Here is a 12,718-nt window from a genome sequence, read left to right on the forward strand (position 1 = left end):
TCTACAGCTATAGAGGTTTTACTGGCTGCCTCAAGATCGTTTTGAGCTTGTCAGGTGCTGTCCTGCGCATATCGCTGAGATAAATCTCATGATGAAGACCGTTGAAGGTATAGCCGTTCTCTGGCATCACGACATCGTGCAAAGTGGATAGCACAGCACCTTCCCCAGAGAAGGGGCCTGTGTAGAGTGCTTGATAAGAAAGCCCCTCAGTAATGAATCTCAACTCTATGCTTGCTGCACAATCACTGCCTTTAGCGAGGGCTTTGGCCAAGGCAGCGTTGAAATGCTCTTCGGTAACCCACTCCGGAATTATGGAAAGTAATGTCCACTTCCAGGAAGTTCTTTTGTTTTCGGTGAATACAGAATAATCCTCGGCCCACCACAAAGCTTCTAGCGGAGGGATTACATAATCTTTTCCAGTTGCCGCTTTAGAGATGAATTTGAGCGGGTAGACAGTGGAATACAACGCTTGGATTGCCATGCTAAATTCGTCACTTTCAGGTGAACCCGATCCGTCCAGAGCGAGATACCGAAGAGGCGGAAGCTCTACCAACTCGAAGTCTGAATTCTTTGGCGCATAGAAGCTCTTCAAATACTTCTTGAAATCAAGTTTCTCTGACATATGAACGACGTTACCTCTCAGCATAAAGAAAAGGCCTCAGAAGCGAATCTGAGGCCTTTTCGTGAAGATTACGATCTAGTGACCGAAGTTCCCACGGTAGTACTCGTAGGTCCATCCAGTGATTGCCACAAGGACAAATGGAATAGCCAAGAAAATAATCCAGAAACCAACTGCAAGACCGAGGAATGCAAGACCAACTGAGAAGCCAAGCACTAATGGCCACCAGCTCCAAGGAGCAAAATGTCCGATGTTGGGATCTGCATCATCGATATCTGCTGTTGGCATGTCCTCAGGGAGGAGAATTCCACCTTGAGAGCGGTTAACCATGTTCAAGAAGAACGCAATGAATGCTGCAAGAACTGCAGAAAGCAAAAGGCCAAGAGAACCAGTAGCTTCAAACTCATTACCGGCCAGGTGGTTCCAAACGATGTAGGCGACACCTGACAGGAGGAAATACGCCCCTAGAACCAAAAGGATAACAATATTATTTTTCATTGTTGTTAGGCCTTTACCTTTCCGGCGAGTGCAGGCTGACTGGTGTAACCACTAGGAGCAAGCTCAGGGTGGTTCAGGTCGAACGCAGGAGACTCGCTGCGGATACGTGGGATCGAAGTGAAGTTGTGTCGAGGTGTAGGACAAGCTGTCGCCCACTCGAGTGAACGTCCGTAACCCCATGGGTCGTTGACCGTGACTTTTGCGCCGTAACGTGCGGTGAGGTACACATTCAAAACGAATGGAAGAAATGAAACTGCCATCAAGAATGCACCGATAGTGGAGAGCTGGTTCATCCAGGTGAACCCATCTTCAGGCAAGTAGGTTGCGTAACGACGTGGCATTCCCACAACACCTAGCCAGTGCTGTACAAGGAAGGTCATGTGGAAACTGATGAAGAACAACCAGAAGTGCCACATACCCAAACGCTCGTTGAGCATCTTTCCGGTCCACTTTGGCCACCAGAAGTAGAAACCACCAAACATTGCAAAGATCAAAGCTCCGACAATGACGTAGTGGAAGTGAGCCACGATGAAGTAGGAGTCAGACAGGTGGAAGTCAAGAACTGGCGAAGCCAGGATAATTCCAGTCAGACCACCGAAGACGAAGTTGAAGATGAATGCCAGTGCGAACATCATTGGCGTCTCGAAGGTTACTGAACCGCGGAAGATTGTTCCGATCCAGTTGAAAATCTTCACACCGGTTGGTACTGCAATAAGCATTGTCAGCAGAGCGAAGAATGGCAGAAGTACAGAGCCCGTGACGTACATGTGGTGTGCCCACACAGTCATTGAAAGAGCACCAATCGAGATGGTTGCGTAAACCAATGTCTTGTAACCAAAGATGGGCTTTCGGCTGAATACAGGAATAATTTCCGATACCACACCAAAGAACGGGAGGGCAAGGATATAAACCTCTGGGTGACCGAAGAACCAGAACATGTGCTGCCAGAGAATTGCTCCACCAGTAGCAGCGTCGTAGACGTGTGCGCCGAAGATGCGGTCAGCAGCTAGACCGAAGAGTGCTACTGCAAGAACGGGGAACACGAGAATGGCCAAGATCGAGGTCACAAGAATGTTCCACGAGAAAATCGACATACGGAACATTGTCATACCAGGAGCACGCATGGTGATGATGGTGGTGATGAAGTTCACCGAACCCATGATTGTTCCGAAGCCACCAAGAGCAAGACCCATCACCCACATGTTTGAACCGATGCCAGGTGAGAACGTCGACGTCGAAAGAGGAGCATAGGCAAACCAACCGAAGCTTGCTGCGCCCTGAGGGGTGAGGAATCCACCAACAGTAATCAATGCACCGAAGAAGTAGAACCAGAAAGAAAGCATGTTCAAACGTGGGAATGCAACGTCTGGAGCACCAAGTTGAATTGGGAGAATTGCATTAGCAAAACCCGCAAACAGAGGTGTTGCCACCAGTAAGAGCATGATGGTTCCGTGCATGGTGAACATCTGGTTGTACTGCTCTTTGGTCTGCAAAACGTTGAGACCTGGAGCGAAGAGCTGAGCACGGATGATCAGAGCCATGACGCCACCAAGAAGGAAGTACAAAATGGCTGTGATGTTGTACATGTGACCAATGACCTTGTGGTCGGTCGAGGTCAACCACTTCACAACAATGTTTCCCTTAGACACTGGACGTGTGACGCCAACAGTCTGAGGCTTGCTTGTTGTGGTTACAACAGGGGTGGGAGTAAGAGTTGCACTCATCGCTTTTCCCTACTACTTCGACTCGGTAGCGGATGCAACAACATTCGCTTGGTTCTTGTTACGGTCATACTCGGTTCCGAGCTGACCTTCAAAGCCCTGCTCACGCAAGCTCTCGATGTACGCGTCATATTCCTCTTGGGAAACAACCTTGACCTGGAAAAGCATCTGAGAGTGGAATTCACCACAGAGCTCTGCACACTTTCCTGCGTAGGTACCTTCGCGCTCAGGAATGATTGACATGACATTTGTCTTACCTGGAATCATGTCCTTCTTGTAGAGGAAGTCGATGACCCAGAAAGAGTGGATAACGTCGCGAGCGTTGAGCTGAATTTCGACCTTTTTGCCAACAGGCAAGTAAAGGGTCGGGATTGAAGATTCAAGAACAGAACCTTGTTCAGCTCCTTCTGAAAGATCGGGCTGAACCTGGATGCCTGAATAGTAGACATCTTCATCGGTGTAGTTGAAGTCCCAAGCCCACTGCTTTCCAAAAGCTTGAATGGTGACATCAGGGTTATCAAAACGCTGCTCAATGACTTCTTCATCACGAGCAGTGAGAGCAAAAAGACCAATGATGAGGATCAAAGGGATGACAGTGAAAAGAATTTCGATTGGCATGTTGTAGCGCAATTGAACAGGAAGTCCGGTGTCGGTCTTGCGGCGGCGGTAGACAACCATCGACCAGAGCATGAGGCCCCAAGCAATGAATCCGATTGCGAGAAGAATAATCCAGCTGTTCACCCAGAAATCAGTAACGAGCTGGGTGTGGTTTGTAACTGGAGCAGCCCCAGATACGAAGCCGGGCATGTAACCCGCGAGCTCCTGATCGGTACATGCCGACAGGGCAAGTACGAGCGTTGCTGCAATTGGAACTGCAGCCCATCGGATTCGACGTGTAGAACGCACTATTGGCCTTTCACAAACACTTGTTCAAATTCGAAACATATCTATCCCGAACATTTCAACTCTACCCTCAGAAAGGGCTGTGAATGTGTAGCAACGTGCTGGATTTTCGCTCCTCAGAAGCGAAAAGGAAGTTCGTTAGTGGAAAGAGTCTCCGCAGGCACAGCTTCCTTCAGCATTGGGGTTATCAATGGTGAAACCCTGCTTCTGGATGGTGTCTTCAAAGTCGATAGTTGCGCCATCGAGATAAGGAACGCTCATCTTGTCGACAACAACTCCAACTCCCTCAAAATCAACAACCGCATCGGCGTCCATAGTGCGCTCATCGAAGTACAGCTGGTAAATCAGCCCCGAACATCCGCCTGGTTGCACGGCAATTCGTAGTCGAAGATCATCGCGACCTTCCTGTTCCAGGAGTGCGCGAACTTTCTGAGCAGCAGCATCGGTGAGACCAACGCCGTGTGCTTTGGTCTCAGCGGTTGTCGTTTCAGTCATTTCCACTCCTTGGAAGGGTTTGTCTGGGGTATTTCTATTCTAAAAGGACAAGGTGAATGTTGCCTGCAATATTCCTGAGAACTCAAAGTTCACGAGAATTGCATTCCGCAAGAAATAGAAGATCCGCAACGATAGCTCGTTCAAAAGACTCAATATGCAAAGACTCATTTGGGCTGTGTGCTCGAGAATCGGGATCTTCAACTCCCGTGACTAAAACTTGTGCAGTTGGAAAAGCTGACACAAAGCTGGAGATAAAGGGAATGGATCCGCCCACACCCATCTCAACGACATCTTTCCCCCAGGCAGTAGTTAGAGAGTGAGAAATCGATTGTGCTGCCCAACCACTTGTGTCAGTAGAGAACGATTCGCCTAAATTAATGTCTTCAAAATCAACCTGAGCTCCATATGGAACGTTATTGAGAATGTGGTGACGGACAGCTTCGAAAGCATCTGAAGCTGATTGACCTGGTGCAACCCTGACGCTGATGCGAGCAGAAACACTAGGGAGTAATGTGTTTGAAGCATTGGCGACATCTGGAATGTCCATGCCTGTAACTGTGATCGAAGGCTGCGACCACAGTCGTTCAAGCACATGTCCATCACCGATAAGAGAGACTGCGTCTAGGACACCGCTTTCGAGTCTCATTTGGTCATCTTCATACTCAGGTATCTGGGCAATTGAACGAGTAAGTCCCTCAACCTGAACTGAGCCAGTTTCGGAATAGAACGAAGAGGTCAGCTTGGCAAAAGCCATAAAGGCATCTGGCACAGCACCACCAAACATGCCGGAATGCAATGCATGATCCAAAGTTCGCACCGTGAGTTTGAACGTGGCATTCCCCCGCAACGTAGTAGTGAGTGCTGGCGTTTCAAGATCCCAGTTCCCTGAGTCGGCAACAACAATGACGTCTGCCTCGAGCAAGGCGTGATGATCTTTCAAGAAGTTCTCAAATGACGGGGAGCCAAATTCTTCTTCTCCTTCAACAAAGAGAACAATCCCCAAATCAACATTCTCAACAAGTTCCGGAAGAAGACGAAGAGCTGAAATATGAGCCATGATGCCCGCCTTGTCATCTGCTGCACCACGACCAAAAAGACGTCCGTCTTTCTCAATTGGTTCAAATGGTTCACTCACCCACACCGCCAGGTCACCCGGAGGTTGAACATCATGGTGGGCGTAAAGCAGAATCGTGGGCTTTCCTTGAGCTGCCTGACGTCTCGCAACAACAGCGGGCTGTCCCAATTCGTCGCTATCTGACTTCATCGCTCTCAGGATGTGAACTGTGTCAAACAAATTTGTTCCACGAGCCAACTCAGCAACTTGTTCAGCACTCTTCACCACCTGTGATGGATCAAAAGAAGACCAGGAAACCGAAGGGATACGGACCAATTGCGTGAGATCGTGCATTGATTGCGGAAAAGCTTGTGACACCATTGCACGAACGTCAGAAATTGAAGCAGTCATGCCGGTAATCTTATGGTCGAAGCTTTCAAACAAAGGAACATCGTGGCTAAGAACTCTGAAGAAAACATCACTGCAGACTCAACTGTTGATGAAAACGGTGCTGGCAAAGGTCACGCAACCCCTAGTCGCAAAGAAAGAGAAGCTGCAAATAAGCGACCTCTCGTTCCCAGCGACCGCAAGGAAGCAGCTCGTTTGGAACGTGCACGCATGAATGAGCAGCGCAACAAGCAGCGAATTGGACTTGCTGCTGGAGACGAGCGTTACCTCCCCATGCGTGACCGTGGTCCTCAGAAGAAGTTTGCTCGCGATTTTGTCGATGCCCGTTACAACGTTGGCGAACTGATGGTTCCCTTTATGTTCTTGGTCATCATCATGACGTTCATTCCTAGTCTTCCTGTGCAGGAAAGCTCATTCCTAGTGCTCTGGGCTTTCTTCTTTATCGCCCTGACCGATGTCATGATTTTGGGTGTGCAGCTACGCAAGCGTGTTACAGCTAAATTCGGATCGGTCGATAAGGGCGTTCGTTGGTATGCAGGTATGCGTAGCCTTCAAATGCGACCTCTTCGCTTGCCCAAGCCTCAGGTAGCACGCCGCCAATACCCCAGCTAAGTAATTAGCGTTGAGCTGCGATCTTCTTCAAAACGCGGTTCATTTTGATTGCCCACAGAGGGCCGTTGTAAACAAAAGCTGAGTATCCCTGAACCAAGGTTGCACCAGCATCAAGACGCTCTTGTATTTGTTGCGCTGTCTCGATACCGCCGACAGAAATAATGCACATTTCAGCTGGAACAATAGCTCTTATCTGCTTGAGTACCTCTAGTGAGCGCGATGCCAAAGGTGCACCCGAGAGACCGCCAGCGCCAATAGCTGCCACTTTGTCTGGATCTGATATGAGACCATCACGACTAATTGTGGTGTTGGTGGCAATGATTCCATCTAACTTGAGAGTGACTGCCAACTGAGCAATTTCAGCGATTTCTTCCTCTGTGAGATCTGGTGCAATCTTCACCAAAAGAGGGGTGGAGCCTGCAGCGGACTTCACTGCTTCGAGCAGCGGCTTCAAGTGAGATATTTCCTGTAGGCCACGAAGTCCAGGGGTATTCGGTGAGCTGACGTTGACAACGAGGTAATCAGCCAAAGGTGCTAGAAGTTGTGAACTGATGAGGTAATCCTCAATCGCATTCTCAACTTCAGTAATGCGGGACTTACCAATGTTCACACCAATAACTGGACGATGTTTCAGCGCGCGAAGCTTCTTCAAACGAGGGACAGCTGCTGCCGCTCCCCCGTTATTGAAACCCATTCGATTAATCAGTGCACGATCAGGGATAAGTCGAAACAGGCGTGGTTTTGGGTTGCCTGGCTGAGCATGAGCAGTCAGAGTCCCGACTTCAACATGGCCAAAACCAAGTGCATATAGCCCGGAAACCATGGTGACATCCTTGTCGAACCCTGCCGCCATTCCAAAGGGAGAGTCGAAGTGCAAACCTAAGGCCTGAACATGCAGTTCCGGCACAGGTTTGCTGGCCGCATGCTTGATTCCACGGATACCTGGCAGTCCTGCAAGTTTGATTACCAATGCACCGAGGTGATGTGCATCCTCAGGATCAAGGTATTTAAAGAACCCTTTGAAAATCAGGTTATAGAACGAGTGTTCCCCGTTGTGAGTTACCACTACTTACTCAGCCTGACCGTTTTGACGCTCAGAACGAAGCGTCTGAACAGCCACTTCGAAATCTTCAAGCGAGTCAAACGCCTGATAAACACTGGCGAATCGGAGATACGCAACTTCATCGAGTTCACGTAAGGACGGCAAAATGGCCAGGCCAATTTCGTTGGCTTCAATTTGAGAAGCACCGGTGGCACGAATGGTTTCTTCTACCTTTTGAGCCAACACTGCAAGATCGGCATCAGTCACGGGACGACCTTGACATGCCTTACGAACACCCGCAACAACCTTTTCACGGCTGAAAGATTCGACGACTCCTGAACGTTTGATCACGGACAAAGAAGCTGTCTCAAGCGTTGAGAAGCGGCCATTGCACTCTGGGCACTGGCGTCGACGACGGATAGAAAGTCCATCGTCACTTGTTCGCGAGTCAATTACTCGGGAGTCTGAATGGCGACAAAAGGGGCAATACATTCGACTAATTGTCCTCTGTGTTGAAACGGATATCTACAGCATCACCGTGTGCGGGTAAATCTTCATCATCGGCCAACACACGAATACCCTGAGCAACTTCTTTGAGTGCATCTTTGCTGTACTCAATGATTTGTTGTGGCCGTAAGAATGTGTATGCCCCGAGGCCAGAGGAGAACAAAGCTTGTCCAGCTGTAGGGAGAACGTGATTAGAACCGGCGGAGTAGTCACCCAGGCTGACGGGAGTGAAGTCTCCGACGAATACAGCTCCGGCGTTGGTTATCTGAGTAACCAGTTGGGAAGCGTGTTCGCTTTGAATCTCTAGGTGTTCAGGGCCATAAGCATTGGAGAAGTCGACGGCGACGGAAAGATCATCAACGAGAACTATTGCTGATTGTGGCCCCTCAAGAGCAATTTTTACTCGAGCTGAGTGTGGAGTAGCGCATGCCTGTTTGCTGATTTCTGCTTCGACCGCAGCAGCGAGTTCGACAGAGTCCGTTACCAGGACGGCGGAGGCCATTTCATCGTGTTCCGCTTGAGATATGAGGTCAGCAGCAACGTATTCAGCACGGGCCGACGAATCAGCAATGATAAGAATTTCTGTTGGTCCAGCCTCAGAATCAATCCCCACACGGCCACGTACAAGGCGCTTCGCAGCCGCAACATAGACATTGCCAGGACCAGTAACAACATTCACCGGCACGAGATCAAGATCTTCCACACCGTAAGCAAAAGCGCCGATAGCTCCGGCCCCACCCATGGCATAAATTTCATTCACGTCTAAAAGACCAGCGGCAGCAAGAATTGTGGGGTGTACGCGACCACCGAAGTGAGCCTGCGGCGGAGAAGCTAAGGCGATTGAACGAACACCGGCAACCTGTGCAGGAACAACATTCATAATGACGCTTGAGGGATAGACAGCTTTTCCACCAGGAACGTAAAGTCCCACACGTTCAACTGGCTGCCAACGCTGAGTAATCACAGCACCTGAAGCAATTTCAGAGCTGACTGCTGGTGGAACTTGAGCCTGAGAGCCAACCCTGACACGCGAAATGGCAGTTTCTAGTGAGCTTCGAAGCTCAGGTGAAAGTCCAGCAACTGCTTCATCGATGTGTGTTTGAGGTACACGAATTTCATATTCTGACACATTGTCCAAACGCAGAGCTTGCTCTCGTAAGGCAAGCGAACCGTCTGTGCGGACAGCAGTAATGATCTCACTGGCAACATCAAGTGCCGTATCTACATCTAGCTCAGTGCGAGGAATAAGCCCCAAGAATTGAGCACGAGTAGGACGTGAACCACGCAGGTCAAGAGTACGAATCATCAGAAGTCCAGTCTAATTCCGCTATCCCAGGCAACCTGGACCGAGAAGAGACTTGAGTTCACCATAGAGATCAGAGGAGATATTTACTTTGGCTGGAAGTTCAAAGACGCGAGCAGTTGCTCCACGAGTGAGCCGCAAACGAACCTCACTGTCACCAGGGTGTCGCTTGAGAACAGCAGAGAGTTCACCAATCGTCGCAGAGGTAGCACGAACTTCTGGAAGTACTAGATTGAGCGGTCCTTGCTGGCCAATAACAGCACCCACATCTGGGACGAACATGCTCATGGCCTGGATATTAAGGCCATCATCACGAACATTGACACGACCCTTGACTGCTAACACAAGGTCCGTTTCCAGCATTGGGCCAAATTCTTGATAAGTGCGACCGAGCAACATGATGTCCATCTCGCCGCCAAAATCTTCGAGTTTGATAATGCCGTAAGCATTACCCGACTTCTTGGCTATGCGGCGTTGAACCTCAGTGACTAAACCTGCCAATACGACAATGTCGCCGTCCATTGTGGAATCACTTGTTGTCAGATCATTGATGGTGACTGTTGCATGTTTGGCCAACTGCAATTCCAGGCCAGCCAACGGGTGATCGGAAACATAGAGCCCGAGCATTTCTCGCTCAAAGGCAAGCTTGTCCCGTTTGGTGAATTCTGGTCGGTCGGGAACTTGAGAATGTTCTTCGGCAAATTCGAACATGTCGCCAAAGAGATCGACCTGCCCCAAAGCTTCATTGCGCTTGAGGCTGACGGCAGACTCGACGGCATCCTCGTGGATCTCGACCAGGGCACGTCGAGTGTTACCCATGGCGTCAAAGGCACCCGCCTTGATGAGGGATTCCAAGGTCTTCTTGTTGGCTACTTGTGTGGGAACTTTCTTCAAGAAGTCATGGAATGTCTCGAAACGTCCTTTGTCTGCACGAGCAGCTTTGATGTGTTCGACAACTCCAAAGCCGACATTTCGAATAGCACCCATGCCGAATCGAATGTCTTGACCTACAGCAGAGAAAACACCATCTGATTCGTTCACATCAGGAGCGAGGACGTTGAGCCCCATTCGGCGACATTCAGAGAGATAGATGCCTAACTTGTCTTTCGAGTCGCCCACAGAAGTCAGCAGCGCTGCCATATATTCCGCGGGGAAATTCGCTTTGAGGTAGGCAGTCCAGTAACTGAGCACGCCGTAACCAGCTGAGTGGGCCTTATTGAAGGCATAGTCTGCGAACGGCATCAGCGTATCCCAGAGAATCTTCACTGCCGGGGCTGAGTAACCATTGGCGAGCATGCCAGATTCAAAATCAGCAAACTGCTTATCAAGCTCTGATTTCTTCTTTTTACCCATGGCGCGACGCAAAACGTCCGCTTGCCCCAGGGTGAAGCCAGCAACTTTCTGAGCTACAGCCATGACCTGCTCTTGATACACAATCAAGCCATACGTGGTTCCCAGAATTTCTGAGAGTGGCTCCTCTAACTCTGGGTGAATGGGTTCAATTTCTTGAAGACCGTTTTTTCGCAGGGCGTAGTTAGTGTGGGAATTCATGCCCATTGGACCTGGGCGGTACAAGGCGATAACAGCCGAAATATCTTCGAAGTTTGTGGGCTTCAATTGGCGCAACAATGCGCGCATCGGGCCACCATCTAGCTGGAATACTCCAAGGGTGTCTCCGCGAGAAAGCAATTCATAAGTTGCTGGGTCAGAATCCAAATCCAATAATTCAGGCTCAACAGTGATGCCTCGGTTGTTCTGAATGTTCACGAGTGCGTCTTGAATAACCGTAAGGTTACGAAGCCCCAAGAAGTCCATCTTGAGGAGTCCCAGCGACTCGCACGGTGGTTGGTCAAATTGGGTAATGATGGCGCCGTCATCTTCACGTTTCATGATGGGGATGACGTCCATCAACGGTTCTGCTGACATGATCACACCTGCAGCGTGAACACCCCATTGGCGTTTGAGGTTTTCGATTCCCTGGGCCGTATTGAAAACTGTCTGAGCATCTACATCAGATTCAAGTACGGATCTAAAGTCAGCAGCTTCTTTATAGCGAGGCGCCTGAGGATCCATAATTTCGGTTAAGGTGATGTCTTTACCCATGATAGAAGGAGGCATCGCCTTGGTGAGCTTCTCCCCTACCGAATAGGGCATACCAAGTACTCGCGAGGAGTCCTTGAGCGCTTGCTTTGCCTTGATAGTTCCATATGTCACGATCTGCGCAACACGGTCGCTGCCGTACTTCTCCGTGACATAACGAATAACTTCACCGCGACGACGATCATCGAAGTCGACGTCCACGTCGGGCATTGACACACGTTCGGGGTTGAGGAATCGCTCAAAGATGAGACCGTGGTGAAGGGGATCTAGTTCAGTGATTCCCATGGCGTAGGAAGCAAGAGAACCAGCGGCTGAACCACGACCTGGACCAACACGAATTCCTTGCTGACGTGCCCACGCGATGAAGTCAGAAACGACGAGGAAGTATCCGGGGAATCCCATCTGAATAATGACGTCTACTTCATATTTTGCCTGAGCTTTGTGAGCGTCAGAAACTCCTCCGGGGAAACGTCGTTCCAGACCGGAAGCAACTTCTTTTTCAAACCAAGAAGCTTCTGTTTCTCCCTCGGGGACAGGGAAACGAGGCATGAGGTCGCGCTTCTCAAAGCTTGTTTCACAGCGTTCTGCGATGAGCAGAGTGTTGTCACAAGCTTCTGGATAGTCTGCGAATAAGCGACGCATTTCCGCGGCTGACTTGAGATAGAACTCATTCGATTCAAATTTGAAGCGGTTTGGGTCATCCAGAGTTGAGCCTGACTGAACGCACAACAAAGCAGCGTGAGCATCCGCATCGTGAGCGTGCGTGTAGTGAAGGTCATTGGTGGCAACAAGCGGCAAACCGAGATCTTTAGAAAGCTTAATTAGGTCGGTGACGACGCGTCGCTCAATATCGAGACCGTGGTCCATGATTTCGACAAAGAAATTCTCTGCGCCAAAAATGTCACGAAATTCTGCAGCAGCCGCCCGTGCTTCGGCATACTGACCAATTCGCAACCGGGTCTGGATTTCTCCACCAGGACAACCAGTCGTGGCGATCAGACCTTTGCCATAGGTGTTGAGGAGATCTCTGTCCATACGTGGCTTGAAGTAATACCCCTCAAGAGAGGCCAAAGAAGACATCTTGAAAAGGTTGTGCATTCCTTCAGTAGAAGAAGAAAGCATTGTCATGTGCGTATACGCGCCACCACCTGAGACATCATCATCGCCACCGTTGTTCCAGCGAATACGTGTCTTATCTGTGCGGTGGGTGCCAGGAGTGAGGTATGCCTCTGTCCCAATAATGGGCTTGATTCCCGCATCAGTTGCTGCGTTCCAGAAGTCGTAGGCGCCGAACATGTTTCCATGGTCAGTAATGGCAATAGCCGGCATTCCTGATTCAACAGCAGCGTTAATCAAAGGTTTGACTCGAGCAGCACCATCGAGCATCGAATACTCAGAGTGAACGTGAAGGTGAACGAACGAGTCGTTTTCCTTGCCCATTTTCACTCCAGTTTCG

Annotated in this window: 11 protein-coding genes; 1 reads left to right on the forward strand and 10 read right to left on the reverse strand. The window is 49.8% G+C overall.

Going from position 1 to position 12,718, the window contains the following annotated elements; genetic code table 11:
* Positions 1-7: 7 nt before the first annotated feature.
* The 6 genes from M2118_RS06715 to M2118_RS06740 form a co-directional block, all read right to left on the reverse strand.
* The gene (locus M2118_RS06715; protein WP_280795154.1) at positions 8-622 is read right to left on the reverse strand and encodes a GyrI-like domain-containing protein; all 615 of its coding nucleotides are present in this window, start codon (positions 620-622) and stop codon (positions 8-10) included.
* A 75-nt stretch (positions 623-697) separates the two neighbouring features.
* Positions 698-1,117, reverse strand: coding sequence for an aa3-type cytochrome oxidase subunit IV (ctaF, locus tag M2118_RS06720; RefSeq protein ID WP_280795155.1), 420 nt, complete (start codon positions 1,115-1,117; stop codon positions 698-700).
* 5 nt (positions 1,118-1,122) lie between these two features.
* On the reverse strand, positions 1,123-2,841 hold the full coding sequence (ctaD, locus tag M2118_RS06725) for an aa3-type cytochrome oxidase subunit I (protein ID WP_280795156.1): 1,719 nt from the start codon (positions 2,839-2,841) through the stop codon (positions 1,123-1,125).
* A 12-nt stretch (positions 2,842-2,853) separates the two neighbouring features.
* Positions 2,854-3,744 carry an aa3-type cytochrome oxidase subunit II gene (ctaC, locus tag M2118_RS06730; protein WP_280795157.1) on the reverse strand — a complete coding sequence of 297 codons (891 nt, stop codon included), beginning with the start codon at positions 3,742-3,744 and terminating at the stop codon, positions 2,854-2,856.
* Positions 3,745-3,879: 135 nt separating this feature from the next.
* Entirely contained in the window at positions 3,880-4,236 is a 357-nt protein-coding gene (gene erpA / locus M2118_RS06735) for an iron-sulfur cluster insertion protein ErpA (RefSeq protein WP_280795158.1), read from the reverse strand.
* Between the two features lie 82 nt (positions 4,237-4,318).
* Positions 4,319-5,701, reverse strand: a complete 1,383-nt coding sequence (locus M2118_RS06740; protein ID WP_280795159.1) for a dipeptidase — start codon at positions 5,699-5,701, stop codon at positions 4,319-4,321.
* Positions 5,702-5,743: 42 nt separating this feature from the next.
* On the opposite strand from M2118_RS06740, the gene M2118_RS06745 reads away from it, so the two are divergent.
* A complete protein-coding gene (locus M2118_RS06745; protein WP_280795160.1) occupies positions 5,744-6,310 on the forward strand; it encodes a DUF3043 domain-containing protein in 567 nt (188 codons plus the stop codon).
* A gap of 4 nt (positions 6,311-6,314) precedes the next feature.
* Here the strand turns inward: M2118_RS06745 and M2118_RS06750 are convergent, their stop codons facing one another.
* Genes M2118_RS06750 through dnaE form a run of 4 tightly spaced genes read right to left on the reverse strand, consistent with a single transcriptional unit; the run spans position 6,315 to position 12,702 of the window.
* On the reverse strand, positions 6,315-7,376 hold the full coding sequence (locus M2118_RS06750) for a quinone-dependent dihydroorotate dehydrogenase (protein ID WP_432418385.1): 1,062 nt from the start codon (positions 7,374-7,376) through the stop codon (positions 6,315-6,317).
* A gap of 3 nt (positions 7,377-7,379) precedes the next feature.
* A complete protein-coding gene (gene nrdR, locus M2118_RS06755) occupies positions 7,380-7,844 on the reverse strand; it encodes a transcriptional regulator NrdR (protein WP_280795161.1) in 465 nt (154 codons plus the stop codon).
* A gap of 4 nt (positions 7,845-7,848) precedes the next feature.
* Positions 7,849-9,165 carry a histidinol dehydrogenase gene (hisD, locus tag M2118_RS06760; protein ID WP_280795162.1) on the reverse strand — a complete coding sequence of 439 codons (1,317 nt, stop codon included), beginning with the start codon at positions 9,163-9,165 and terminating at the stop codon, positions 7,849-7,851.
* Between the two features lie 21 nt (positions 9,166-9,186).
* Complete coding sequence (dnaE, locus tag M2118_RS06765; RefSeq protein ID WP_280795163.1) at positions 9,187-12,702, reverse strand: DNA polymerase III subunit alpha; 3,516 nt, start codon at positions 12,700-12,702, stop codon at positions 9,187-9,189.
* Positions 12,703-12,718: the final 16 nt, after the last annotated feature.

Origin of the sequence: Aurantimicrobium minutum (genome assembly GCF_029892845.1) — a bacterium.
GTDB classification, from domain to species: Bacteria; Actinomycetota; Actinomycetes; order Actinomycetales; family Microbacteriaceae; genus Aurantimicrobium; species Aurantimicrobium minutum_B.